The sequence below is a fragment of the Mesorhizobium quangtriensis genome (genome assembly GCF_040081925.1).
In the GTDB taxonomy this organism is placed as follows: domain Bacteria; phylum Pseudomonadota; class Alphaproteobacteria; order Rhizobiales; family Rhizobiaceae; genus Mesorhizobium_K; species Mesorhizobium_K quangtriensis.
The window spans coordinates 656,708-679,739 of record NZ_JBEBMF010000003.1 but is presented as its reverse complement, the minus strand read 5'-3'; the positions used below and the strand labels follow the sequence as shown (position 1 = coordinate 679,739).

The 23,032-nt window shown below is 62.8% G+C and carries 26 protein-coding genes and 1 tRNA gene; 12 read left to right on the top strand and 15 right to left on the bottom strand.

Annotated elements, in window-relative coordinates; genetic code table 11:
- Positions 1-52: 52 nt before the first annotated feature.
- Entirely contained in the window at positions 53-661 is a 609-nt protein-coding gene (locus tag ABMA32_RS19085; protein WP_349015367.1) for a transglutaminase-like cysteine peptidase, read from the top strand.
- A gap of 128 nt (positions 662-789) precedes the next feature.
- Here ABMA32_RS19085 and ABMA32_RS19080 read toward each other — a convergent pair whose 3' ends face one another.
- The gene (locus ABMA32_RS19080) at positions 790-1,320 is read right to left on the bottom strand and encodes a gamma carbonic anhydrase family protein (RefSeq protein ID WP_349015366.1); all 531 of its coding nucleotides are present in this window, start codon (positions 1,318-1,320) and stop codon (positions 790-792) included.
- 134 nt (positions 1,321-1,454) lie between these two features.
- On the opposite strand from ABMA32_RS19080, the gene ABMA32_RS19075 reads away from it, so the two are divergent.
- On the top strand, positions 1,455-2,186 hold the full coding sequence (locus ABMA32_RS19075) for a hypothetical protein (RefSeq protein ID WP_349015365.1): 732 nt from the start codon (positions 1,455-1,457) through the stop codon (positions 2,184-2,186).
- Between the two features lie 22 nt (positions 2,187-2,208).
- On the opposite strand, the gene ABMA32_RS19070 is transcribed toward ABMA32_RS19075, so the two are convergent.
- Positions 2,209-2,412 carry a DUF3126 family protein gene (locus tag ABMA32_RS19070; RefSeq protein ID WP_349015364.1) on the bottom strand — a complete coding sequence of 68 codons (204 nt, stop codon included), beginning with the start codon at positions 2,410-2,412 and terminating at the stop codon, positions 2,209-2,211.
- Between the two features lie 178 nt (positions 2,413-2,590).
- Positions 2,591-3,439, bottom strand: a complete 849-nt coding sequence (gene cysE / locus ABMA32_RS19065) for a serine O-acetyltransferase (RefSeq protein WP_349015363.1) — start codon at positions 3,437-3,439, stop codon at positions 2,591-2,593.
- Between the two features lie 136 nt (positions 3,440-3,575).
- Between cysE and ABMA32_RS19060 the strand changes: the two genes are divergently transcribed.
- The 4 genes from ABMA32_RS19060 (at position 3,576) to ABMA32_RS19045 (ending at position 6,024) form a co-directional block, all read left to right on the top strand.
- Positions 3,576-4,172 carry an HD domain-containing protein gene (locus ABMA32_RS19060; RefSeq protein ID WP_349015362.1) on the top strand — a complete coding sequence of 199 codons (597 nt, stop codon included), beginning with the start codon at positions 3,576-3,578 and terminating at the stop codon, positions 4,170-4,172.
- A 471-nt stretch (positions 4,173-4,643) separates the two neighbouring features.
- Positions 4,644-4,719, top strand: a tRNA-Asn gene (locus ABMA32_RS19055).
- Positions 4,720-4,913: 194 nt separating this feature from the next.
- Positions 4,914-5,222 carry a hypothetical protein gene (locus ABMA32_RS19050; protein WP_349015361.1) on the top strand — a complete coding sequence of 103 codons (309 nt, stop codon included), beginning with the start codon at positions 4,914-4,916 and terminating at the stop codon, positions 5,220-5,222.
- A 208-nt stretch (positions 5,223-5,430) separates the two neighbouring features.
- A complete protein-coding gene (locus tag ABMA32_RS19045; RefSeq protein ID WP_349015360.1) occupies positions 5,431-6,024 on the top strand; it encodes a class I SAM-dependent methyltransferase in 594 nt (197 codons plus the stop codon).
- A gap of 5 nt (positions 6,025-6,029) precedes the next feature.
- On the opposite strand, the gene ABMA32_RS19040 is transcribed toward ABMA32_RS19045, so the two are convergent.
- The 3 genes from ABMA32_RS19040 to ABMA32_RS19030 all read right to left on the bottom strand — a co-directional run bounded on the left by ABMA32_RS19040 (position 6,030) and on the right by ABMA32_RS19030 (position 8,044).
- Positions 6,030-6,320, bottom strand: a complete 291-nt coding sequence (locus ABMA32_RS19040) for a Dabb family protein (protein ID WP_349015359.1) — start codon at positions 6,318-6,320, stop codon at positions 6,030-6,032.
- A 131-nt stretch (positions 6,321-6,451) separates the two neighbouring features.
- Positions 6,452-6,580 (bottom strand): hypothetical protein, encoded by a 129-nt coding sequence (locus ABMA32_RS19035; RefSeq protein WP_349015358.1) that lies wholly within the window; start codon positions 6,578-6,580, stop codon positions 6,452-6,454.
- A gap of 99 nt (positions 6,581-6,679) precedes the next feature.
- Positions 6,680-8,044, bottom strand: a complete 1,365-nt coding sequence (locus tag ABMA32_RS19030; protein ID WP_349015357.1) for an NAD(P)/FAD-dependent oxidoreductase — start codon at positions 8,042-8,044, stop codon at positions 6,680-6,682.
- A 142-nt stretch (positions 8,045-8,186) separates the two neighbouring features.
- Here ABMA32_RS19030 and ABMA32_RS19025 point away from each other — a divergent pair, with 142 nt between their 5' ends.
- Entirely contained in the window at positions 8,187-8,756 is a 570-nt protein-coding gene (locus ABMA32_RS19025) for a 5-formyltetrahydrofolate cyclo-ligase (RefSeq protein WP_349015356.1), read from the top strand.
- Here the strand turns inward: ABMA32_RS19025 and ABMA32_RS19020 are convergent.
- Positions 8,753-9,226 carry an Lrp/AsnC family transcriptional regulator gene (locus ABMA32_RS19020; protein ID WP_349015355.1) on the bottom strand — a complete coding sequence of 158 codons (474 nt, stop codon included), beginning with the start codon at positions 9,224-9,226 and terminating at the stop codon, positions 8,753-8,755. The two genes, ABMA32_RS19025 and ABMA32_RS19020, sit on opposite strands and share 4 nt — an antisense overlap.
- Positions 9,227-9,381: 155 nt before the next feature.
- On the opposite strand from ABMA32_RS19020, the gene ald reads away from it, so the two are divergent.
- The 3 genes from ald (at position 9,382) to ABMA32_RS19005 (ending at position 12,841) form a co-directional block, all read left to right on the top strand.
- Positions 9,382-10,497: an alanine dehydrogenase gene (gene ald, locus ABMA32_RS19015; RefSeq protein WP_349015354.1), complete on the top strand. Its 1,116-nt coding sequence runs from the start codon at positions 9,382-9,384 to the stop codon at positions 10,495-10,497.
- A 172-nt stretch (positions 10,498-10,669) separates the two neighbouring features.
- Complete coding sequence (locus tag ABMA32_RS19010) at positions 10,670-11,482, top strand: outer membrane protein (RefSeq protein ID WP_349015353.1); 813 nt, start codon at positions 10,670-10,672, stop codon at positions 11,480-11,482.
- Positions 11,483-11,617: 135 nt separating this feature from the next.
- Entirely contained in the window at positions 11,618-12,841 is a 1,224-nt protein-coding gene (locus ABMA32_RS19005; RefSeq protein ID WP_349015352.1) for a hypothetical protein, read from the top strand.
- 19 nt (positions 12,842-12,860) lie between these two features.
- Here the strand turns inward: ABMA32_RS19005 and ABMA32_RS19000 are convergent, their stop codons facing one another.
- The 5 genes from ABMA32_RS19000 to ABMA32_RS18980 all read right to left on the bottom strand — a co-directional run bounded on the left by ABMA32_RS19000 (position 12,861) and on the right by ABMA32_RS18980 (position 16,809).
- A complete protein-coding gene (locus ABMA32_RS19000; RefSeq protein ID WP_349015351.1) occupies positions 12,861-13,421 on the bottom strand; it encodes an OmpA family protein in 561 nt (186 codons plus the stop codon).
- A gap of 107 nt (positions 13,422-13,528) precedes the next feature.
- A complete protein-coding gene (locus ABMA32_RS18995) occupies positions 13,529-14,113 on the bottom strand; it encodes a GNAT family N-acetyltransferase (RefSeq protein ID WP_349015350.1) in 585 nt (194 codons plus the stop codon).
- A gap of 2 nt (positions 14,114-14,115) precedes the next feature.
- Positions 14,116-14,964: a 3-mercaptopyruvate sulfurtransferase gene (gene sseA / locus ABMA32_RS18990; RefSeq protein ID WP_349015349.1), complete on the bottom strand. Its 849-nt coding sequence runs from the start codon at positions 14,962-14,964 to the stop codon at positions 14,116-14,118.
- Between the two features lie 73 nt (positions 14,965-15,037).
- The gene (locus tag ABMA32_RS18985; protein ID WP_349015348.1) at positions 15,038-15,775 is read right to left on the bottom strand and encodes an alanyl-tRNA editing protein; all 738 of its coding nucleotides are present in this window, start codon (positions 15,773-15,775) and stop codon (positions 15,038-15,040) included.
- Positions 15,775-16,809 (bottom strand): cysteine synthase A, encoded by a 1,035-nt coding sequence (locus ABMA32_RS18980; RefSeq protein ID WP_349015347.1) that lies wholly within the window; start codon positions 16,807-16,809, stop codon positions 15,775-15,777. The genes ABMA32_RS18985 and ABMA32_RS18980 overlap by 1 nt, the downstream gene beginning before the upstream one ends.
- A 221-nt stretch (positions 16,810-17,030) precedes the next feature.
- Between ABMA32_RS18980 and ABMA32_RS18975 the strand changes: the two genes are divergently transcribed.
- Positions 17,031-17,846 (top strand): SDR family NAD(P)-dependent oxidoreductase, encoded by an 816-nt coding sequence (locus ABMA32_RS18975; protein WP_349015346.1) that lies wholly within the window; start codon positions 17,031-17,033, stop codon positions 17,844-17,846.
- A gap of 6 nt (positions 17,847-17,852) precedes the next feature.
- Here the strand turns inward: ABMA32_RS18975 and ABMA32_RS18970 are convergent, their stop codons facing one another.
- Positions 17,853-19,550 (bottom strand): amidohydrolase, encoded by a 1,698-nt coding sequence (locus ABMA32_RS18970; protein WP_349015345.1) that lies wholly within the window; start codon positions 19,548-19,550, stop codon positions 17,853-17,855.
- 183 nt (positions 19,551-19,733) lie between these two features.
- On the opposite strand from ABMA32_RS18970, the gene ABMA32_RS18965 reads away from it, so the two are divergent.
- Positions 19,734-20,168 (top strand): YciI family protein, encoded by a 435-nt coding sequence (locus tag ABMA32_RS18965; protein ID WP_349015344.1) that lies wholly within the window; start codon positions 19,734-19,736, stop codon positions 20,166-20,168.
- Here the strand turns inward: ABMA32_RS18965 and ABMA32_RS18960 are convergent, their stop codons facing one another.
- Both ABMA32_RS18960 and ABMA32_RS18955 read right to left on the bottom strand, forming a co-directional pair.
- Positions 20,169-21,368: an MFS transporter gene (locus tag ABMA32_RS18960; protein WP_349015343.1), complete on the bottom strand. Its 1,200-nt coding sequence runs from the start codon at positions 21,366-21,368 to the stop codon at positions 20,169-20,171.
- A 134-nt stretch (positions 21,369-21,502) separates the two neighbouring features.
- The gene (locus tag ABMA32_RS18955; RefSeq protein WP_349015342.1) at positions 21,503-23,023 is read right to left on the bottom strand and encodes a DEAD/DEAH box helicase; all 1,521 of its coding nucleotides are present in this window, start codon (positions 23,021-23,023) and stop codon (positions 21,503-21,505) included.
- Positions 23,024-23,032 lie beyond the last annotated feature (9 nt).

Genomic DNA, 23,032 nt, shown 5'->3' with positions numbered 1-23,032 from the left:
CGTGACTTAAATCGCCGTCTGTCATGGTGTCTTCGAACGGGGAGACATAACAATGACAAAACGGATGGGGACGCCGTTAGTTCTTGCGATGGCTGTGGCGCTGAGCGCCTGGGCAGGTGTCGCGCAGGGCGGATCGGCCTACATGCCGACGGGCGGGCGCACGACGCAGCCAATCGGCCACTACGAATTCTGCCAGCGCGAGACGGGCGAATGCAGCCAGAAGACGCCAAAGAAGGCGCCGGTCGAGCTGACGCGCAAACTATGGTCCGCGATCATCGAGATCAACAACGCGGTGAACGCCGCCGTCGAGCCGCGCACCGACATGGAGATCTGGGGCAAGGAAGAAGTCTGGTCCTATCCCACCAGTGTTGGTGACTGCGAGGACTATGCGCTGGAGAAGCGCCGCCGCCTGATGGAAATCGGTATCGCCCCGGGCGACCTGCTGATGACGGTGGCGCGCCAGCCTAACGGCGACGGTCATGCGGTTCTGACGGTGCGTACCAGCCGGGGCGACTTCATTCTCGACAACCTGGAGGGCAAGGTGAAGCTCTGGTCGGAGACGCCCTACACCTATCTCAAGCGCCAGTCCGACCGGAACTCGGGCGCGTGGATCGCCATCGACGACAGCCGCGCGACGATCGCCGTCGGCAGCGTGAAGTAAAAGAGATCACGGAGGCACCGTTCGCGCGGAGCCTCGACGGAAAAACCTGGTCGAGTCCCCACCCTCCCCGTCCCCAACGACCGGGTTCAGGAGCCGGCCCCTTGTCCCCGGGGCCGGCTCCGCCTTTTTTACAAAACCGTTCTGAGACCTGAGATAAAGCGCCGCCCATTGGCGACGTAATGCTGCGCCGACGCGCGCAGCCTGGCGACAGCCTCGTCATCTAACGTACGCACGACCTTCGCCGGCGCACCGACGATCAGCGAATTATCCGGAAATTTCTTCCCTTCTGTCACGAGCGCACCGGCCCCGACGAGCGAATTGCGTCCTATCTTCGCACCGTTGAGAATGATGGCGCCCATGCCGACGAGGCTGTTTTCTCCGATGGTGCAGCCATGCAAAAGCGCGCGGTGGCCGATGGTGCAACCCGCACCGATCGTCAGCGGGAAGCCGGGGTCTGTGTGGATGATCGTATGTTCCTGCACATTGCTGCTTTCGCCGATCACGATCGGCTCGTTGTCGCCGCGGATGGCCACGCCGAACCAGATGGACACGTCGCGCCCCAGGTGCACCTTGCCGACTAGGGTCGCGTCCGGCGCGATCCAGTTCGTCTTGCGGTCCGCGAATTGCGGCTCTTTCCCGTCAATGGCGTAGATCGGCATGCTGGCCCCCCGTTCGCAGTCCCGTCCTGTTCAATAAGCGTGCCGACGAAGAAGAGGCAAGGACGCATGCCCCGAAGGTTTACCGTCCATTTACCATGACGGGCCCAGAGTCCGCGCATTCGAGGGGTGGCTCCATGACCGAGGCGACTGCGCCCGCACTGCAATCCAGGCATGCGATCGATTCATCTTTCATGATGAAGGTGTTCTATGTCTTCGCGGCGCTGGCCCTGCTGTCGCTCGGCATCAGCATGGGGGGCAAATGGCTCGGGCGCTCGATCGCGCTTGCCGGCCACACGGATGACGCCACGCTGCGCGAGATCGTCATCGGCAACAACGTGATCTCCGCGCCATCCAACATGATCCGTTTCGACAGGCAGCGCACGGATGGCGTGGCAAGCCGTCTCGACCTCTATCTGCGTTGGCCGCAGATGGATGGCTACAGCGACGCCGCGCGCGACGACTTCAACCACGCCAACGGCAGCCGCAACGTCATCTTCCTCTCGTTCGGCGAACGCATGATGTCGCGAGACATGAGCGGCAGGTTGGAGCCGATCTACTCGACCATGCTGGTGCAGCCCGGCCAACCCGGACCGTCAGGCGTCGAACTGTTCATGTTCAACGAGAAGTCGGGCTACCTGAACGAGATGCTGGCGGTGGCGCGCCAGACGGACGGTGAGGCCTTCGTTGCGCGCTGCCTTGCCGGCGAAAGCGCCGAGGAGTCGCTCGCGCCCTGCGAACGCGACATCCATGTCGGCAAGGATTTGAGCCTGACCTACAGATTTCCGCTGGCGCTTCTGGCGGACTGGCAGGCGCTTGAGGCAACGGTTCGCGCCAAGGCGGCTTCGCTGCTGAAGACGGCCGGCTGAGCGCCGGCCGAATCTACCTCAATCAGTTCAGGTCGATATCCAGGATCGCCATCTGGAAATTATAGTCGCCGTCTTCCTCGTCCTTGTAGATCAGACCGATGAATTCCTCGCCGATGTAAACCTCGGCCGAATCTTCCTTGCGCGGCCGCGCCTTCACATCGATGGTCGGATTCTGAAACACACGCTTTAGGTAAGCGGTTAGCTTCCTGATTTCTTCCGGCTTCAAGGCTCTTCTCCGATCTGGACGCGGCGCTGTCCCGGCTTTTGCAGCCAGGCAATAGGGTGCGCTTTCATGGTGGGAGGTGCTTCTTGCATGGAGGTGTGGCGGTGTAAAGGCTGACGCCAGATCGCGTCACAACCTTCAAGCCACCTGCTCCCCTTAGGTGGCGCAGAAACCCACCAGTTCAGATATCGAAGCTGACGACGTGATCCATCGATTGCGACGGCAGCAACTGGTCCATCTGGCGCGAAGGCTGCGCGCAGCCGCTCTCACCGACGACACGCGCCGGCACGCCGGCCACCGTCTTGTTATGGGGCACCGGAGCCAGCACAACCGAGCCGGCCGCGATCTTGGCGCAATGGCCGACCTCGATATTGCCGAGGATCTTTGCGCCGGCGCCGATCAGCACGCCGTGGCGAATCTTCGGGTGGCGATCGCCGCCCGCCTTGCCGGTGCCGCCCAGCGTCACGCCGTGCAAGATCGACACATCGTCCTCGATGACGGCAGTCTCGCCGACCACGAGGCCGGTCGCATGGTCAATGAAGATGCCCTTGCCGATCCGGGCGGCCGGATTGATGTCGGTCTGGAACACGGAGGACGAGCGGCTCTGGAGATAGAGCGCGAAGTCGCGACGACCCTCCTGATAGAGCCAGTGCGCCAGACGATGTGTCTGCACGGCATGGAAGCCCTTGAAATAGAGCACTGGCATGATGAAGCGGTCGCAGGCCGGATCGCGGTCGTAATAGGCCTGGATGTCGACGCGTACGATCGAGCTCCATTCCGGATTGGCCTTCTGCATGGCCTTGAAGCTCTGGCGGATGATGTCGGCGCCCAGATCCTGATGCGCCAATCGCTCGGCGAGCCGGTGGATAACGGCGTCTTCCAGCGTCTCCTGATTGAGCACGGTCGAATAGAGAAAGGCGGCGAGCAACGGGTCACGCTCGACGGCCTCGGTTGCCTCGTCGCGAACAGCGCGCCAGATCGGATCGACCGGCTGGAGGTTTGAACCTCTTGCGATGCTAAGGGTATTCATCGACACGCTCCCCATTGCCGACGGGCGGCGCTATAGGCTCTATGGCTGGTCCTATAAGGCAAATCGCCGTTCGGTTGAACTCAATTTTCCTTAGTCGTCCTTCAAATGGAATTGGTTCATCGGGATTCAAGACGGCATGGCAAACGAACCCTTGATCGGCGCAGCGCTTAAAACTGAACTTTCCGCGTTTTATCGGCAGCCTGATCGACATTACCACGGCCTCGACCATATCGAGGCGCTGCTCCATCTGCTCGGTGAAAACCGATCCGAATTCGCCGACCCGGAGGCGGTCGAGGCGGCGATCTGGTTCCACGACGCCATCTACGACAGCCGGCGCGCCGACAACGAGGCGAAGAGCGCGGCGCTGGCCGCCGATCGGCTGGCAGGCACGGTCGACCCTGCCCGCCTTTCGCGCGTCGTCGCGATGATAGAGGCGACGGCGACGCATGCCCTGCCCGACCTCCCGGGCAAAGCACGTCGCGACGCTGCGCTGTTCCTGGATATGGATCTTGCGATCCTCGGTGCGCCTGCCGACGCCTTCGACGCCTACGAAGCCGCCATACGCCGGGAATATGGGTGGGTGGACGAAGCCTCCTGGCGGACCGGACGTGCTGCCGTGCTGCGGAAATTCGCGGACCGCCCGGCGATCTTCCACACTGACCTCTTCGGGACGCGCTACGAACAGCCTGCGCGGAAAAACATCGAGAGGTCGTTGTCGCAGCTCAACGGTTAGGAGCGCCAGTCCTCTTTCGACGCCGCTTCTCCCACCACACATTCATCCGCCGCCTGCCCCGCCGCGCCCATGCCAAATCGTGAGACAGGACGAGCAAACCGAGTGGAATCATCCAGAAGCCCAGCACGGGCAGGAACCCGAGGCAGCCCAAAAACACTAGGCCGGAGCCCATAGAAATGCGTAGCGCCTTGGACTGTGGCAGGTGAAAATCCCGCCCCAGGACATTGATTCTGCGCCGAGGATGAAGGCTGTGATCGATCGGCTTGTCGGTCATGCGCTGTTGCGTCTCGCTCCATGCCTAACGTCTTGCCGCACGTCGGCGGCACGCATTAACGCCTGAGCCGCGCATATGATGCGATTTGGCGCAAATTGCGAGAAGGCAGACGAATCCAACCGGGAAAAAGTGCCTTTCTGCTCTTTGCAAACGCGAAAGGTATGCTATAGGGCAGCCCGCAGTCGCGAGAGCGATGTTCCCTGATAGCTCAGTTGGTAGAGCGTTCGACTGTTAATCGAATGGTCGCAGGTTCGAGTCCTGCTCAGGGAGCCACTTATCCTCTGAACTTTCTGAATGTTGGGCCGGTCGGCTGATGTCGGCCCTCGTCAACTGTTGTCAATTCCTCTCCGTTTCTGTTGCCTTCGGGAACCCTTGGCTGCCCTGCGAGTTCGTCTCGGACGAGGTTTGCTATGAGCTGGTTGGATAGCCTGTCAGCCGAGATTTTTCCGAGAGCACACACAAAGCTGTTGCTGCAGCAAAAGCGTGCAGAGTTGCGGGTGATCGCAGCCGCCAAGGCTGCCTTCGAAAGGAGATTTTCAATGGACAACCAACACGACGCGAAACGTAATGATGACGACGACGAGGGCGTGATCGTCGCCGGACCGGATGCACGCGCCCGGGCGCGTGGCGAGAAGAAGGACGACGCCAAGGCGCGGAACGGCAGAAAAAAGCACGAGGAAAGCAAAACGCCGACGCGCGACACACGGGATTCGCCTGCCGAAAACCCGAAGACCGCCGCTGATGGCGAATTGCCGATCAAGCATGACGGTCATTAGGCCGGACAGTTCGGTGCCCTCGGAACAGGAGCTGAAGCGTCACTTTTTGCTTGCGCCGGTCCGCCTGTCATGATGCCTGTCGGCTCCCCGCCGCCAGGAACACATTATGCTGCCAGTCGCCGTCCCGCCCGCACATCCGCAATGCCCTATTTGCAAGGGGACGATATTTGGGCCAGGACCGAAGGGGCGCAAAGCTCCGAATGGAACGATGCCGCGCTGTGCCGGTTGCCAGTCACTCGAGCGTCACCGCATCTTCCGCGTCATGTTCGACACGCTGGGAACGGACGGTTTTGCCGACTGGAAGGCCATCCAGTTCAGCCCTGATGCAACGGTCGATCCGTCATGGTTCGCATCCCATGAGCTTTCTGTCTACGGCGAACCGGGCGGACTGGACATCCAGGCGATCGACAAGCCAGACGCGGCCTATGACATCGCCATCTGCTCGCATGTGATCGAACATGTCGGCGACGACCGCAAGGCGTTGCACGAGTTGCTGCGCATCGTGAAGCCCGAAGGCATGCTCTACCTCGCCTTCCCCGATCCGTTCCGCGAGGAGGTGACGCGCGACTGGGGCTTTCCGAAGCCGGAAAAGCACGGTCACTGGCGCGTCTATGGCTCCGACGTGGTAAAGCGCTTCGCCGCCTATATTCCGGACCAGCCGGTCCTCGCCTATCGCGGCGAGGATCCTGTCACGGGAGAGTGGGAAGGCGCATTCCTGCTGCCACGCTCCGCGGCCCGTTACCGCTGGATTGTGGAGCGGCTGGGGTCATCGGTCAGTCTGTTTTCGGGGCCGAAAGCCTGACCAAGCTACTGGCCTGCCTTTACGTCGGCGGAAAAGCGCAGTTCGCGCATTGGCCTGACCTTGGCGGTCGTCTCGGCGTAGGTCGGGTGCGCCTTGTAGGCTGCCAGGGCCGCCTCGTCGGGAAATTCGGCATAGACGACGATGTCGATGTCGTTGCCGTAGGGATCGACTTTCGAGTTCAGCGCCACCTCGAAAACCGTGGAATGCGGGATCGTGCCGAGTGCCTCCAAGCCATCGCGGATTGCCTCGATGTCGTCGCTCCTCTTCGCGCTGAAAAACACGATGTGCCTGATCAACTCCGCCTCCGGACCGCGCCCCTGAACGGGGCCAGATGAAGCGCGGGCTCACGGCCCGCGCGGCCTTCTTGTGTCGCCGAACGGCTCAGGTCAACCGTGACGAATTCACGCGCCCGAGATACGGACCGAAATCAACCTGTTGCCATGCCCACGAGGCGCTTCACCTCAAGGACGGCCGAGCCGACATACCGGCCCTCGTTGTAACCGAAGTCCCAGATCAGGAATGCGGTTATGGCACAGATAACAATCACGTAGCGCATGTCGTGCTCCCAGCCAAAGCATCAGTCTTTTTTGACCGATGCGCAACGGCCAATCGGGGCGGTTTGATCGAGCAGACGAAACCATCTTCGCCCGGTTCATCAAGCCTGGATCAAATCCTCGTCCAGTCCGGTCGGGTCGGAAGCGGCCGGAATGACGGTCGGTTCGTCCAGACGTGTTAGGCGCTCCTCGTCGCGAGCAGCTTCCTCGTGCCTGTCGATCTGGGTAATCAGCCGTGCGCTGCGCTGGCCGCTGACGTAGATCCAGAGCCAGCTCAGCATGACGCTGATGCGGTTTCTGAGGCCGATCAGGAAGTAGATATGGGCGATGCCCCAGATCCACCAGGCAAGGCGTCCCTTCAGCTTCATCCAGCCGAAATCGATCGCCGCCGCGCGCTTGCCGATGGTGGCGAGATCGCCGGCGTGCCGGTATTTGAACGGGCGTGATGAGCGGTCGCCTGCTAGCCGCGCCTTGATCGTTGCGGCGACATGCATGCCCTGCTGCTTGGCGGCGGGCGCGATGCCGGGAACGTTCCGATCCGCGTCCCACCTGACCAGCGCTGTGTCGCCTATGGCAAAGATTTCCGGGTGGCCCGGCAGGGTCAGGTCTGGCTCCACAATTATGCGTCCCGCCTTGTCGGCTTTTGCAACAAGCCATTCCGCGGCCGGCGACGCGGCCACGCCGGCAGCCCAGATGACGGCCCCGGCAGGAAGATGCCGGCCGCCGAACACGACGCCGTCAGCCGCGCATTCGGTTACCGAATTGCCGAGCTCGACAGTGACACCGAGCTTTTCCAGCGCTTGCTTGGCATAGGTGGACAGTTCCGGCTTGAACCCCGGAAGGATGCGCGATCCGGCCTCGATCAGCACGACCCGCGTTGTCCGCGTATCGATGTTACGGAATTCGCCGACGAGCGTGTCGCGTGCCAGCTCGGCGATGGTGCCGGCCAACTCGACGCCGGTCGGGCCGCCGCCGATGACGACGAATGTCATCAGCGCGCGTTGCCTTTCGAGGTCGGTTTCGCGCTCCGCGCGCTCGAACGCCAGCAATATGCGCCGGCGGATGGTCGTCGCATCCTCCAGCGTCTTGAGACCGGGCGCGAACGGTTCCCATTCGTCGTGACCGAAATAGGCGTGGCGCGCTCCGGTCGCGAGGACGAGAGTGTCATAGTCGACGAAACCGCCGTCATCAAACAACACTCGGCTGTTTTCGGCATCGACGCCGATCACGGTCCCGAGGAGCGTCGTCGCGTTCTTGCGCTTGCGCAAGAGATGCCTGATCGGCCAGGCGATTTCCGAGGTTGCGAGCGCCGTCGTCGCGACCTGATAGAGAAGCGGCTGGAAGAGATGGTGGTTGCGCTGGTCTACCACGGTAATGCTTACCGGCGAACTCGAAAGCGCGCGCGTACACTCAAGCCCGCCAAAGCCGGCGCCCACGATGACGACACGGTGAGTTCCCTGTTCCATCTTCCCGATCTTCGCTCGCCCGGTCCTTCAAAGATAGGGCTTCGAGGCGAAACGTCGATGCGCCGCCTTCCCGACAGGCAGATGTCGCGAATGTGCCCGTCAGCGTGGTGCGTCTGGCCTATCCTGCCCTTGGAGGATCATCATGCCAGACGACCTGAACGATTGGCCTGCCATAGCACGCTGGCGCAAAGCCGAACGCGAGCGCTTGATTGCAGAGCGTCTGTCGATCCCGACGGATACACGCGCCGAAAGATCGATCGAGATTGCCCGGCAACTCGACATTCTCCTCGGCAATGTGGCGGGCCGCGTCGTCAGCCTCTACTGGCCGTTCAGGGGCGAGCCGGACCTTCGGCCATGGGTGGCTTCGCTTGTCGCGCGCGATGCGACGCCAGCCCTCCCTGTCGTCATCGAAAAGGCGCGACCGCTGGTCTTCCGCGCTTACCGACCCGGCGACAAGCTGGAAAAAGGCGTCTGGAATATCCCGATCCCGGCAGTAGATGAGCCTGTGACTCCCAACGTCGTCATCGCCCCGCTGGTGGGCGTCGATCCCGGCAACTACAGGCTCGGATACGGCGGCGGCTTCTTCGACCGGACGCTCGCCGCCCTGCCCCGCAAACCGCTGGTCGTGGGCATCGGTTACCAGACGCAGCGCATCCCGACGATCCACCCGCAGCCGCACGACATCCCGATGGATCGGATCGTGGTGGTCTAAGCCAGTTCCGGCTTCATGCCGACAGCCGTTCGGTCGACGATCTCGCGCAGCGCGAAGGACGAGTTGATCTTCGTCACATGCGGCATGGCCGTCAGCCATTCCTTGTGGATGCGCTCATAGTCCTGCAGATCCTTCGCTGCTATGCGCAGGATATAATCGTATTCCCCCGACATCAGGTGGCACGACAGGATGTTGGGACAGCGCTTCACGGCGGCCTCGAATTCGGTCAGCGTCTTCTCGAACTGTCCAGACAGCGAGATGTGCACGATCGCCGTCATCTGGTGTCCGAGCGCCGCATTGGAAAGCTGGGCGTGATACCCTCGGATGACACCCGATTTCTCCAGATTGTCGAGACGGCGTGAGCAGGCCGACTGAGACAGCCCGACCTTTTCGGCGAGCGCGGCATTGGGCATCCGCCCGTCTTTCTGCAGCGCCTCGAGTATGGCGATATCGATCCTGTCCAGCGACAATGTTCGAAATTCCTTCGACTATCGTTGTCTTTCACGCAACAAATAGCGAGCCAAAGACGAGATCGCAACGCCATATGCAAACACGTTCGACGCATTTTCTGGTCTAATTCCTTCATACAGGGAACATGGCTGCAAAGGCCAACAGGAGATCACAGATGCGCGTCGGCTGCCCAAAGGAAATCAAGAACTACGAATATCGCGTCGGCCTCACCCCCGGTGCGGTCCGCGAATACATCGCCCACGGTCATGAAGTGCTGGTCGAGACCGGCGCAGGCGCTGGCATTGGCGCTTCCGACGACACCTACCGCGCCGCCGGCGCGAAGATCGCCAGGACCGCCGAGGAAGTATTCGCCAAGTCGGATATGATCGTGAAGGTGAAGGAGCCGCAGCCGGGCGAATGGGTCCAGTTGCGCGACGGCCAGATCCTCTACACCTACCTCCACCTTGCTCCCGATCCGGATCAGACCAAAGGCCTGCTCGCGTCCGGCGTGACCGCTGTCGCCTACGAGACCGTCACCGACGAGCGCGGCGGCCTGCCGTTGCTGGCGCCGATGTCGGAGGTCGCCGGCCGTCTTGCGATCCAGGCCGGCGCGACGGCGCTCCAGAAGGCCAATGGCGGTCGTGGCGTGCTGCTCGGCGGCGTGCCGGGAGTGCTGCCGGGCAAGGTCGTCGTGCTCGGCGGCGGCGTGGTCGGGCTGAACGCCGCGAAGATCGCGGTCGGTTCCGGCGCCGACGTGACGATCATCGACCGTTCGATCCCACGCCTGCGCCAGCTCGACGACATCTTCAACGGCCGCGTTCACACCCGCTATTCCTCGATCGAGGCGCTGGAAGAGGAATGCTTCGCGGCCGATATAGTGGTCGGCGCAGTGCTGATCCCCGGCGCGGCGGCGCCCAAGCTGGTGTCGCGCGAGATGCTTTCGGGCATGAAGAAGGGCTCGGTGCTTGTCGACGTCGCCATCGATCAGGGCGGCTGCTTTGAGACCTCGCATGCCACCACCCACGCCGACCCGACCTACGAGGTAGACGGCATCATCCACTACTGCGTTGCCAATATGCCTGGCGCGGTGCCGGTCACCTCGGCGCATGCGCTGAACAACGCCACGCTTCACTACGGGCTGGCGCTTGCCGACAAGGGCATCAAGGCGATCCTCGACGACCAGCATCTGCGCAACGGCCTGAACGTCCACAAGGGCCGCGTTACCAACCGCGCGGTGGCCGATGCTCTCGGCTACGAGACGGTGGAGCCGAAGGCCGCACTCGCCGCCTGACTGCGACGCTTCCGATCCCTTCAAAGGCCCGCCATCCGGCGGGCTTTTTTTATGGCGGCAACGCCAGCTGACGTTTGGGTAGGTAATTCCGGGCTGTTGCAATTGTGCTACTGCACATTGCATCGGCATTCTGTAGGTTGTGTTCGCGAGTTTTGTGGGGACAGTCCGAATTATGAGCTACATCAATGTGATACGAGCGATTGCGCTTGGTTCCGTGTGCGCGATCGCGATGAACGGCGTGGCTCATTCAGCGGACGCGGTTGTAGAGGCACCCGTCCTAGACGTGCCGGTCATCAGTTGGACCGGGGGATATGTCGGCCTCAACGCAGGCTACAGCTGGGGCGACCTCGATCAGACGGCGACGATCGATCCATTCAGCATTCTTGGTGGATTGGTGACGTTTGATGGGTTTTCCGGCAGCTACGGCTCAGACCTCGATGGCTTTTCAGGCGGCGCGCAAGCTGGTTACAACTGGCAGGCGGGAGGCTTCGTGTTCGGCCTTGAGGCGGACATTCAGGCGGCCAGTATCGACACGACAGTCTCGGGAACCGAAGTGCTGGAGCTTGATACCGGTCTTGGTCCCGTACCCTTCGAGACGTCTGTCAGCACGACCACCAAATTGGAATGGTTCGGAACAGCGCGGCTGCGCGCAGGCTTCGTGCCGACCGAGCGGTTGCTCGTCTATGGCACCGGCGGCTTTGCCTATGGCCGGACGAAAAGCACTTCGACAATCCTTGGCTCATACCTCAGCCCAGGCGACATACTCGATGATTCATCGAGTTCATCCACGACACGCACCGGCTGGACCGCCGGCGCAGGCGCAGAATATGCGATCGACGCCAACTGGAGCCTTAAGGGCGAGTATCTCTACACCGATCTCGGCGACGAGCGGGTATTCAATTACAACGAGGACGATGTCATCGTCGGTCTTTCCAACGACATTGATTTCCATACGGTCCGCATAGGCCTGAACTACCGGTTCTAGGACGCCTGGGCGGGAGCCTGCCACAGAGGAAACGCACACGACAGGGCCGGCCTTGCGCTGGCCCTTGTCTTTTGCGGACATAGTTTTGACGCAAGGGAAAGGCATCGCCGCGCCGGGCATGTTTTGGGGGCGATAATGGACGCGGCAGAGCTGGCGTTGCGGGCTATCGGGGGATTTTACGCGTTTGCAGCGATCGTCGCGATCCGCGCCGGCGCGATGGGTGAAGTCCTGACCAAGGCCCTGATCGCCATCAAGGGCACGATGACGGACGAGGACCGCGCCGACAGGATGCGGACCAAGCTCCTCGTCGTGAATTCCGTACTGATGGGCATTGGTGGCGTTCTGCTCGCCGCCCTTCTCGACATCGCGCTGCCGGTCTTCCTTCTGTCGGTGCTGATCTATATTGCCTACATCCTCGTGATCGCGCCGCGTTACCTCGATCCCTACGATCCGCCGGACGAGCAAGGCCGGCGACAGAGCCGCAATGCGATGTGGATCTATCTTGGCGCTGCCGCCTTTGTGGTGCTTGGCTGGCGGCATGGCCTGTTGAGGCCCGTCATGGAGGAATCCGCCGCTGTGCTGGTGATTGCCGCCCTCGCCTCGGCCGGCATCGTTGGCTACGCGGTCAAGACGTTCGCGCCTCTGCGCGGAAAATCGCCCACTTCGTTCGACGCGTCAGTGGACAGCGACGAAGAGCCATACGACCCCGAAGATGATGTGCCCGACAAGCTTGTCGTTACACCCTCTTACGGCGGCGGGCTGATCGATGCCGACACTGGGGACAATATCGGCTGGCTGCCGGTCGATATCCTTCCGCAGGACAAGGCCGAGATGGTCTATGCGTGGTCAGATATGTTCCGCGAGCTCGCTGACCCTCACGATCCCGAACGTCGTCGGCTCAAAGACCCGGCAAGGCAGGCAGAGATCGAGGAGGCCGGGCGGCCGATCTACGAATGGTTGCTCGCACAGCTCGGCGCCGAGCGTGTCAGCTTCGAGCCGGTGGCGCGGCCGCGCCTGCCCGAGATCTTCCCGAAGGCGATCAAGGTCATGGCCGACTACGGTTGCGATCCGCTGTGGTACGTCGATTCAGAGGAGGTCGGCGGCATATACCAGCATGCGATGGGCATCTCGTGGTCCCTGGCGATGGACCTCGGCGACTGGGTTCTCGAATTCAATGGAGCGCTGAACCGGGACGACCCCGGCGGCGAGCCGAAATGGAGCGAGCAACAGTTCGCGGATCATTCCGAACGCGGGCGTGCGCTTGCCGTGCGGCTGGCCGATGAACTCGCCCGGACCGGCCGCGCCGACATTCCCGTCTGGTTCCACGGTGTCGGCGCGACGCCGGAGCGCGTTTCCTGATCGGGATTGCGCTCCGCCCTTACTGCGTCAGGAAGTCGTCGAAGCGGCGCAGTGTCACGCGACGGTTGCGCCATTCAGGGTTGGGCGTCGGAACCAGCAGATACTCCTCGCCATAGCCCACAGTTTCCAGGGCTCGACGAGGAATGCCGAACTCGCGCACCAGCGTCCATTTCAGCGACTCTGCGCGGCGCTCGGACAGGGCAAGGTTGGATGCCTGCGAGCCGACGGCATCGGTATGCCCTTCGATCAGGAACTTCGCGCGTGGCCGGCGAGCCAACACACTTTCAAGCGCGTCGGCGATATTCTCCACCTTTCGGTATTGCGAGCGCGGGATTTCAGCGGAGGCAAAAGCGAAGTTAATCGACTGGATGTCGATCGACGGCGCCATGCGACGCAGTTCCGGCCGGCGCTTGAACTCGCGGACGGTGACGCGATCCTCCGGACGGACACGCCTGCGCGGTGCGGCGTCGAGTTGCTGCTCGATCTGGCGCGATGACGGCATGGCGTCCTGTGCGTTGGCGAGCGTCGGGAGCGCCAGAAAGGAAATGGCGGCTCCGGCAAACTGGCGACGGTTCAACATGGTTATGCTCCTCGTATTGTCGGGCGCGTGGCTCGCGCCACACTCGCCGCGACCATGGCGAAACGAAGGTGAACTTGCGCTGAACGGCCAGTTCAGCGTATCGACCGTCAAGGACGCATGACGCTTGCCGAACGCTCCTGAAAGGGTAGCGGATGCACCATTTCGTTCTTCTGCCCTACCGGCGAAAACCCAAGCTTCTGGTAGAGCGGAAGCGCAGCGGGATGGTCGAGCGTGCAGGTCTGCACTACGATCTGCCTGGGGTTCGTCGCCCAAGCAGCCTCGATCGCGGCTCCGAGGAACCACCGGCCAAGCCCCATCCCGGTCACATGCTCCATCATACCGAAATAGGCGATCTCGGTTTCGTCGGCGCTGTACGGGTTGATGTCGAAGAAGCCTGCGGGCGCGCCATCGATATAGAGTACGCGGATGTCACGGCCGGGCTTGCGGATCTTGGCCTCCAGCTCCTCGTCGTCAAGGCGCAGGACGTTCACCCATTGCCATTTGCGGCCGACGCGATCCATCAAGTAGCGATAGAAATGCAGCGGCATGTCGCGCGTCTTCATCAGGGCGATGTTTATGTTGGCCGGCGGATGCGGGTAGTGCGCCGGCTGGCGCTGCATCTCGAGGAACGTGACCGTAACCTCTATAGGGTCCAGCCGCTCGACCCCGTTTGCCGCCTCGATGTGATCCATGCCTATTTGCCCTTGACGACCGGCGTGTCCGATCGGCTGCCCCATTCCGTCCACGATCCGTCATAGAGCCGGTTGGCGGAGTGGCCGAGCGTCTCCAGCGCGAGCGTGATGACGGCCGCCGTGATGCCGGAGCCGCACGAGGTAACCACCGGCTTTGACAGGTCGATCCCGGCTTCGTCGAAACGCTTTCGGAGTTCATCCGGGGGCAACAGCTTGCCATCCTTCGCAAGCGAGGATGCCGGAAGGCTTTTTGCCCCCGGCATGTGTCCGCCACGCACTCCGGCCCGAGGTTCTGGATCGTCTCCCGTAAAGCGGCCTGCCGGCCGAGCATCCGCGATCTGGCTTTCGCCGGTCGCGACGATCTTCAGCATGTCCTCGATGGAGGCGACGCGTGAAGCGTCGAAATCGACGTGGAAGAAGTTCGGCGCAATCTTGGTTTTCTCTGCCGTCACGGGCCTGTCTTCAGCTTTCCATCGGTCGAAGCCGCCGTCCAGCACATAGACCTGGAAGACGCCCATGGTCCGGAACATCCACCAGACACGCGGTGCGGAGAACATGCCGGGGCCGTCGTAGACGACGATCGTGTCGTCTGCCGAAATGCCCATGGAGCCCGCATGGCGCGCGAAGGTCAGGGGATCGGGCAAGGTGTGCGGCAGCGCGGCGTCGGGCGCGACGACGGCGTCCTGATCGAAGAAGATCGCTCCGGGAATGTGCGCGGCATCGTATTCGGCGCGCGCGTTTCGCCCCTGAGCGGGCAGGTACCAGGATGCATCGACGATGGAGATGCCGGGCGAACCAAGCCGTTGCTGCAGCCAGTCGGCGTCGATGGTGAAGGCTCCGGTCTCGGCCATGTCTACCTCCGCAACGCTGGCAACGCCCTTCCAATAGCGTGGCAGGACGAAAAGTGAAATGGTCTGTTTCGCCCTATGTAGGCGGCAGTCCGAACCGGATGCGGAATCGGCGGTTTTCGCGCCCCTTCTTTTCGATCTTGCCGATATGGATGTCGCCGATCTCGCCGGTAGAGCGGACATGCGTCCCGCCGCAAGGCTGGCTGTCGACGGAGCCGTTTTCGCCGATCAGGACCAGCCTGATGCGGCCGGTGCCGGTCGGCGGACGCACGTTCTTCGACTTCACCAGCGTTGGGTTCGCGGCGAGATCTTCGTCGCTGATCCATCGCGTCGAAATCGGATGATCGGCGTGCACCAGCTCCATCAGCAGCGCAGTCACATCTTCCTTGGTGAAGCCGGCTTCCGGTATGTCGAAATCCACCCGGGAGTCATCCTCGGCGACCGCCGCGCCAGTGATCGGAAACGGACAGACGACCGTCACCAGATGGCAGGCCGCATGCATGCGCATCAGCCGGTGCCGGCGTGCCCAGTCGATGGCGAGACGCACCCTGTCGCCCGGTTTCAGTCCTGCATCCGCCGCCGGCACATGAATGATCTCGTCCTTGGTCTCGCCGGTGATCGTCGCCGCGATGTCGATCGTCCGGCCATCGGCCGTGGTCAGCTTGCCGGTGTCGCCGGGCTGTCCGCCCGATGTGGCGTAGAAGATCGTACGGTCGAGCACGATCCCGCCTCGCTCGTTGACGTGGACAACCTCAGCATCCGCTTCGGCGAGGTAGCTATCGTCGCGAAACAGCGCGTCCGTGACGAAGGCCATCAGACGACCTTTTTGTAGGGCACGGTGATCTCGGGACGACGATCCATCCAGAACGGGACCGGCAGGTTCTTCTCGCGCAGAAAATCGGGATTGAACAGCTTCGACTGGTAGCGCGTGCCATAGTCGCAGAGGATGGTGACGATGGTGTGCCCCGGGCCGAGATCCTTCGCCAGCCGGATCGCGCCGGCGATGTTGATGCCTGACGAGCCGCCGAGGCACATGCCCTCCTCCTGCACCAGATCGAAGACGATCGGCAGCGCTTCCTCGTCCGGCACCTGGTAGGAGAAGTCGGGCGTGAAGTCTTCGAGATTTGCGGTGATGCGCCCCTGCCCTATGCCCTCGGTGATCGACGAGCCTTCCGCCTTCAGCACGCCGTCGGTGTAGAAGCTGTAGAGCGATGCGCCGAGCGGATCGGCCAGCGCGACCTTGACCGTCTTGCTGTGGTCCTTGAGGCCCGCCGCCACACCTGCCAGCGTTCCGCCGGTGCCGACTGCGGAGACGAAGCCGTCGACCTTGCCGCCGGTCTGCTGCCAGATTTCCTGCGCGGTGGTGCGTACGTGTCCGTCGCGGTTGGCGACATTGTCGAACTGGTTGGCCCAGATCGCGCCGTTCGGTTCCGTCCGAGCAAGCTGCTCGGCCAGACGGCCGGACACCTTCACGTAGTTGTTCGGGTTCTTGTAGGGAACGGCGGGCACCTCGATCAGTTCGGCCCCCAGCACACGGAGCGCGTCCTTCTTCTCCTGGCTCTGCGTGTCCGGAATGACGATGACCGTGCGGTAGCCGAGCGCCTTGGCGACGACGGTCAGCCCGATCCCCGTATTGCCGGCGGTCCCCTCGACAATGACGCCGCCGGGCTTCAGCAGGCCCTTCGCTTCCGCATCACGGATGATGAAGAGGCCGGCGCGGTCCTTCACCGACTGGCCGGGATTCATGAATTCCGCCTTGCCGAGGATTTCGCAGCCTGTCTTCTCGGAGGCCCGTTTCAGCCGGATCAAGGGCGTGTTGCCGATGGTTTCGATCACGGAACGGTTCATGCTGACTTCCCTTGCTGGCGGGGCCTTGATGGCGACCAAGTGCGGCCTGCCCGGTTCTAGAAACGGCAATCCCGCCTTTCAAGCAAAGATATTCTCTGAACGATAGGTCCAGCGGGCCGCACGTTTCGGCAGCGACTTATCGGCGCAACCGCATATTGCTTTCGATTTCCGGTTCGGCCAGATGCATAGTGGGCAAGCGTACTGGGTTGGCGGGCTTAAAGATGGCGATATACAGGGCCGACAGGCGGCACGGCATAGCCTGGATCACAGGCGGAGCAACGGGCATTGGCCGTCAGCTCGCGCTGGACCTGGCTGCGGAAGGCTGGACCGTCGCGATCAACTCACGTAGCCAGGATCCCATTGAGCCGGTCATAGAGGCTGCGGCCAATCTTCCCGGCAAGGTCTTGGCCTACTACTGCGATGTGACGGACGAACAGGGCATGGCCGCGAGCGTCGAGGCAATCGAGGCCGAGGCCGGACCGATTGTGCTCGCTGTGCTGAACGCCGGCGTCTACATCCCGGTGCACGCCGAGAGCCTTAGCCTGCCAAGCATCCGCAAGACCTATGACGTGAATATCTTCGGCGTCCTAAACGGCCTTGTCCCGGTTGTTGAGCGCATGCGGTCGCGCGGCCGTGGCCATATCGTGCTGGTCGGGTCGGTTACGGCCTATTTCGGCTGGCCCACGCTCGCTGCCTACGGCGCGACCAAGGCCGCGCTCAACAACATGGCCGAGGCGCTGCACTACGACCTTCCGAAGATGAACATCCGCATCCAAATCGTGAATCCCGGCTTCGTCGATACGCCGCTCGCCGCCAAGAACGAGATCCTGATGCCCGCCCTCATGCCGGTCAAGAAGGCGTCGAAACGGATGATGCGTGCCATCCGTTCCGGCGGGTTCGAAACCACGTTTCCGCACCGCTTCACCTGGGGGATGAAGCTTCTGAGGATGTTGCCCCACCGCCTCGTGTTCGGCTTCATGAACTACGTGGCCCGCTGGCGGGGCTATCCGCTCATGCCGGGCCGCAAACGCGACTAGGCGGGGCTATTGCTTCGTCGGAGCGGCGAGGCCCTGCTCCTGATAGACCGCCTCGCCGTCGATCAGGGTCAGCATGACCTTCGCGGAGTCTATCTCCGTCGGCGCGATCTTCCTCAGGTCCTTGTCCAGCACGATCACGTCCGCGCGCTTGCCCGCCGTCAGCGTCCCAGAATTCGAATCGTCTCCTGCCGCGAACGCTGCGTTGACCGTGTAGGCGCGTAGCATGTCGTCCAATTCCAGCCTGTGTTGGGGCGTCAGCACGCGTCCGTTGGAGGCTTCCGGGTCCTGGCGGGTCACGCCGATCTGGATCGCTTCCAGCGGGTTCATCGACGAGACGCTCCAGTCGCTTGCACCGGCGATCGTCGCGCCCGCCTTCTTGAGTGCGCCGAACGGATAAAGCCATTCTGAGCGCTCCGGCCCGAGGACCGGTTCTGTCAGGTCGACGATGTAGGTCTCTGGATAGGCCCACAGCGCCTGAATGTTGGCGATGACGCCGAGCGGCGCGAAGCGCTCGAGATCGGCAGGATCGACGAGCTCCAGGTGCGTGATCTGCGGACGCCGGTCAGTCGTGCCGTTGGCCTTTTTCGCAGCCTCGGAAGCGTCGAGCGCAACGCGTACGGCGCGGTCGCCGATCGCATGAAAATGCAACCGCAGGCCGGCCTTGTCGGCGGCAGTCGCGATCGCGTTGATCTGCTCGGGCGTGAACAGGAGATCGCCGGCCGAATTCGAGCCGACATACGCTTCCAGAAGCGCGGCGGTTCCAGTCTCGATGACGCCATCGACGAAGAGTTTCACCGAGTCGATCTGGAAATGCGGCGACTTGTATTGCTTCTGCAGGTCGAGGACGTGCTGGACGTGGTCCACGCCAGCCGCCGCGTCGATCGGAATAGCGGCTTTGACCCGCAGCTTCAGCTTTCCGGCAGCATCCGCACGCTCGTAGCCCTTGATCATCCAGTCCTCGAGGCCCGGATCGATGATGGCCGAAATGCCGTAGCTGATCGCTTCGGCCTGCGCCTTCTCGAGGCCCGTGTCGACCTGGCTGTCCGGGTATTCTGGCATGATGTCGTGAACCAGCGCCATCGCCTTTTCCCGCAGCATGCCGGTCGGGTTGCCGCTGGCATCGCGGTCGATCCGGCCGCCGTCGGGATCCTTCGTCTCGGCTGTAATGCCGGCGGCTTTGAGCGCGGCCGAGTTGGCCCAGCCGGAGTGACCGTCCACATCGTCGAAGAAGGCTGGCCGGTCGCCGGTGATCTTGTCGAGGGCCGCCGCGCTGGGGTCCTTGTAGACCGCCACGCTCCAGCCGCCGCCGCGCAACCATGCGCCTTCGGGCAGCGTCGCCAAGACAGGTTCGATCGCAGCCCGCAGTCCCGCTTCGTCCGAAACGTCGGCGAGGCTGATGTCCTCTGCCTGCGCGGAACTCCAGACGAGGTGGTTATGCGAGTCCTGAAAGGCCGGCATGACCAGCATGTCCGCCGACAGGTCGTAGATGGTCGCGCCTTTCAAATATGGTTCGACATCTGCCGCCGTGCCGACCGCTGCGATCTTGCCGTCCACCAGCGCAATGGCCTCAGCCTCCGGCTTTGCGTCGTCCATGGTCAGCACGCGCGCGCCGCGCAGCACGATCGTGTCGGCATAGGCCGCTGAACCGAGCATAAGCGAGGCTACGCTCGCGATCAGGCCGAATTTCCAAGGCTTTATCGGCATATGTTCCTCCGCGTTTTATCCTGTCAGCCTACAGGCGGACATTGGTCGGTCAAGCGAGGGGCCGCGCGTCCTTGCCAAATATTTTCTCTGCGCCATGTCGGTTCTCGAAATACAGATGCGTTCTTAAGAACGACAGCCCGCAATACTGTCGGGCGCTGCAACAAACTTGGAGGTAAATGACTGATGCGTGTCATGGTGATCGTCAAGGCGACGAAGGAAAGCGAGGCTGGCGAACTGCCGAGCCAGGAATTGCTGACCGCGATGATGAACTACAACGAGGAACTGGTGAAAGCGGGCATCTTGCTCGCCGGCGACGGGCTGAAGCCGACCTCCAAGGGAGCCCGTGTTCACTTCGACGGCGCCGAGCGCACCGTCATCGACGGCCCCTTTGCGGAAACCAAGGAACTGATAGCAGGCTACTGGCTCTGGGAGATCGGTTCGATGGAAGAAGCCATCGAATGGGTGAAGCGCTGTCCGAACCCTATGCCCGGCCCGTCGGACATTGAAATCCGGCCGTTGTACGGATTGGACGACTTCGGCGACCTCGCAACGCCCGAGATGCGCGAACAGTACGACCGCATGCACGAGGAAGGCGAAAAGCTCGCTAAACGGCCCTGATCACCCGGTCCTCTCCGGTCGGGCATCGCGCGAAAACAGATAGATGAACAGCGCGACACCGACCGCCAGCGCATAAAAGGAAAACAGCGCCGCGTATGCTGCCGTGGGATCATCCGGCGACGACCACGCAGTGACCACGCCGCCTGTCGCGAACTGCATCACGCCGACGCCACCGATCGAGAAGAAGTTCATCAGGGTCACGCCACGTCCCGTCAGGTGCGCCGGAATGAAGGATCTGGGGTGCGCGATCAGCAGGCCGTAGCTGCCGCTCAGGAAGCCGATCGCCACGAGCAGGACGGTCGCCACGGTCAACGCCGGCTGCGGGTTCAGGGCCAGGAACAGCAGGATAGCAAAGCAAAGCATGTTGCCGGGGATAGCGATCCATTTGCGCGTGCGGAAAATCGTGTCCAGCGGCCCGTAGAACAGCGCACCGGCAACCATCGCCAGCGCCATCAACAGCGTCACGTTGCCAATCGCCAGAGTATCGAGCCCAAACACGTCCTCGAGATACGGACCGGCCCAGAGGCCTCTGATGCCGCTCGGCGGCGCATAGTTGATCGCCACCAACGGAATGATCGGCCAAAGCACGCGCATGCGCAGCAATTCGACATATCCGGAAATGCCCGAGGAATTGCCTTGCGCGTGAGTTAGCCCCTCGGGATCGCGTACGAAGGCAGCGATTGCCGCAGCCACAAGCATTGTCACGATGCCGAGCGCCACCAGGACCGGTCGCCAGCCGAAAAGCTCGGACGCCGCAGCCAGCGGTGCTGCGCCCAACACGTTGCCTGCAGTGCCGAAGGCTACGGCCCACGACGTCAGCACAGCGAAGCGCGCGGGCGAATGGTTTCGCGCAAAGATGAAGAGCATGGCCATCAGGATCGGCGCGCAGCCGAGTCCGATCAACGCCATTGCAGCAATGACACCCCACGGACCGGTCGACGCGGCGAACAGGAATGCGCCCGCGCCTGTAAACGCACCGAACATCAAAGCCGTCGTGCGACGCGGCCCGTAGTGATCCAGTCCAACGCCGACCGCGAACTGAGCCAGCGCAAAGACGGCGAACCATGCACCGGAGGCAAGCGAGAGGTCGGCCTTTGTCATGCCGAGTTCGGCAGTGAGCGCAGGCGTCAGGACCGCCAGAAACGAGCGGTAGAACTGCGACAGCACATAGCCGATCGCCAGCGCGGCGATGCCTGCCATGACATTCCCTCCCCGACGCGGCGCGCAAAAAAGCGGCCTGGACATCGTCCAGACCGCCTATCTCATCGATTTCATTCAGGCAATTAAGCCAAGCGCTGCTGCGTTGGCACAAAAGCCCGTAGCTTTGCGCCGGTTTAGGCTGCCCGTGCCGGCTTGCTGCCGAAACCGGGGCGACGCTTGCGGCGGAACGGCTTTCCGCCGGGCTTGCCGCCGTGCGGACGGTTGCCGTCGTGCCTGCCGCCTTCCGGCTTTCCGGCGTGCGGCCCGGCATGGGTTTTATGGCCGAAGCCACCCCGCGCTTGGCGCTTCTCGCCGTGAGCCTGCTCGCCATCAGCGCGACGTTCATCGAAACGCGGCCTCTCGCCGTGGTTCCGGTCATGGCCTTGCGGCTTCGGACCCTGGCCACGGTGATGCGGCTTGCCCTGGCGTGCGGACTGGCCGCGATCGTTGGCCGGCGCACGCTCCGATTGCCGTTCGCCCGCCGGACGCTGCGGGTCGGGTTGGCCGGTATGGTCGGCCGCGATCGGCAGCTTCATGCGAATGATCCGCTCGACCTGCCGCAGCTTGGCGTTCTCGGACGGATCGACCATCGTGACGGCGATGCCGTCGGCGCCGTTGCGGCCGGTGCGACCGATGCGGTGGACGTAGCTCTCCGCCTCGTCGGGCAGGTCGAAGTTCACGACATGGCTGATTCCGGGCACGTCGATGCCGCGCGCGGCGATGTCGGTCGCGACGAGAATGCGGACCGAACCGTCGCGAAAACCGTTCAGCGCCTTCTGGCGGGCGTTCTGGCTCTTGTTGCCGTGGATCACGGCGGCGTTAAAGCCGTCGCGTTCCAGATCGCGCACGACTCGATCCGCACCGTGCTTGGTGCGGGCGAACACGATGACCGAGTTCATCGCGGGGTCGGCCAGCATATCGGACAGCACCTTGCGCTTCTGCTTCAGGCGCGCCAGCACGACGCTCTGCTTGATCTCAGCGGCGGTCGTGCCCTGCGGCGCGACCTCGACATGCACAGGATCCTTCATGATGCCGCGCGCCAGTTCCTCGATCTCAGCCGGCATGGTGGCCGAAAAGAGCGCGGTCTGCCTGTCCTTGTGCGTTGCCTTGGCGATGCGGCGGACGTCGTTGATGAAGCCCATGTCGAGCATGCGGTCGGCCTCGTCGAGCACCAGCCAGCGCGTCTCGGAGAGGTTCAGTTCCCGCTCGCGCACAAGGTCGGTGAGACGGCCGGGCGTCGCTACGAGAACGTCAACGCCGGGCGCGAGCTTCTTGACCTGCCCGCCGCGCGAAACGCCGCCCAGCACGAGCGCGGTCGAGATGTGCATACCCTTCGACAGCAGCTTCACCGTGTCTTCGATCTGCACTGCCAGTTCGCGTGTCGGCGCAAGGATCAGCGCGCGCGCCGTCCTCGGTAGCCGCTTGGTGCCCTGTGCCACGATCTTCATCAGGATGGGCAGCGCGAAGGCGGCGGTCTTGCCGGAGCCGGTCTGCGCAACGCCGAGGATATCGCAGCCTGCAAGGTGGGGCGGAATAGCCTTTTCCTGTATCGGCTTCGGGTTGTCGAATCCAGCGGCGGCCGTCGTCTTCAGGAGCGGGCCGGTGATGCCGAGTTTGGCGAAACCGGTCGGTTCCGCAATGATTTCATTCGTCAATTTCTTCTT

Excerpts from the sequence above, each read along its gene's own strand:
- ABMA32_RS19045 (WP_349015360.1), top strand. The coding sequence starts at position 5,431 with ATGCCGCGCTGTGCCGGTTGCCAGTCACTCGAGCGTCACCGCATCTTC.
- ABMA32_RS19060 (WP_349015362.1), top strand. The coding sequence starts at position 3,576 with ATGGCAAACGAACCCTTGATCGGCGCAGCGCTTAAAACTGAACTTTCC.
- ABMA32_RS18960 (WP_349015343.1), bottom strand. The coding sequence starts at position 21,368 with ATGGCAGGCATCGCCGCGCTGGCGATCGGCTATGTGCTGTCGCAGTTC.
- sseA (WP_349015349.1), bottom strand. The coding sequence starts at position 14,964 with ATGGCCGAGACCGGAGCCTTCACCATCGACGCCGACTGGCTGCAGCAA.
- ABMA32_RS19085 (WP_349015367.1), top strand. The coding sequence starts at position 53 with ATGACAAAACGGATGGGGACGCCGTTAGTTCTTGCGATGGCTGTGGCG.
- ABMA32_RS19035 (WP_349015358.1), bottom strand. The coding sequence starts at position 6,580 with ATGCGCTACGTGATTGTTATCTGTGCCATAACCGCATTCCTGATCTGG.
- ABMA32_RS19010 (WP_349015353.1), top strand. The coding sequence starts at position 10,670 with ATGAGCTACATCAATGTGATACGAGCGATTGCGCTTGGTTCCGTGTGC.
- ABMA32_RS18985 (WP_349015348.1), bottom strand. The coding sequence starts at position 15,775 with ATGGCCTTCGTCACGGACGCGCTGTTTCGCGACGATAGCTACCTCGCC.
- ABMA32_RS19080 (WP_349015366.1), bottom strand. The coding sequence starts at position 1,320 with ATGCCGATCTACGCCATTGACGGGAAAGAGCCGCAATTCGCGGACCGC.
- ABMA32_RS19025 (WP_349015356.1), top strand. The coding sequence starts at position 8,187 with ATGCCAGACGACCTGAACGATTGGCCTGCCATAGCACGCTGGCGCAAA.
- cysE (WP_349015363.1), bottom strand. The coding sequence starts at position 3,439 with ATGAATACCCTTAGCATCGCAAGAGGTTCAAACCTCCAGCCGGTCGAT.
- ABMA32_RS18970 (WP_349015345.1), bottom strand. The coding sequence starts at position 19,550 with ATGCCGATAAAGCCTTGGAAATTCGGCCTGATCGCGAGCGTAGCCTCG.
- ABMA32_RS18995 (WP_349015350.1), bottom strand. The coding sequence starts at position 14,113 with ATGGATCACATCGAGGCGGCAAACGGGGTCGAGCGGCTGGACCCTATA.
- ABMA32_RS19000 (WP_349015351.1), bottom strand. The coding sequence starts at position 13,421 with ATGTTGAACCGTCGCCAGTTTGCCGGAGCCGCCATTTCCTTTCTGGCG.
- ABMA32_RS18965 (WP_349015344.1), top strand. The coding sequence starts at position 19,734 with ATGCGTGTCATGGTGATCGTCAAGGCGACGAAGGAAAGCGAGGCTGGC.
- ald (WP_349015354.1), top strand. The coding sequence starts at position 9,382 with ATGCGCGTCGGCTGCCCAAAGGAAATCAAGAACTACGAATATCGCGTC.
- ABMA32_RS19005 (WP_349015352.1), top strand. The coding sequence starts at position 11,618 with ATGGACGCGGCAGAGCTGGCGTTGCGGGCTATCGGGGGATTTTACGCG.
- ABMA32_RS18980 (WP_349015347.1), bottom strand. The coding sequence starts at position 16,809 with ATGAACCGTTCCGTGATCGAAACCATCGGCAACACGCCCTTGATCCGG.
- ABMA32_RS18975 (WP_349015346.1), top strand. The coding sequence starts at position 17,031 with ATGGCGATATACAGGGCCGACAGGCGGCACGGCATAGCCTGGATCACA.
- ABMA32_RS19030 (WP_349015357.1), bottom strand. The coding sequence starts at position 8,044 with ATGGAACAGGGAACTCACCGTGTCGTCATCGTGGGCGCCGGCTTTGGC.
- ABMA32_RS19075 (WP_349015365.1), top strand. The coding sequence starts at position 1,455 with ATGACCGAGGCGACTGCGCCCGCACTGCAATCCAGGCATGCGATCGAT.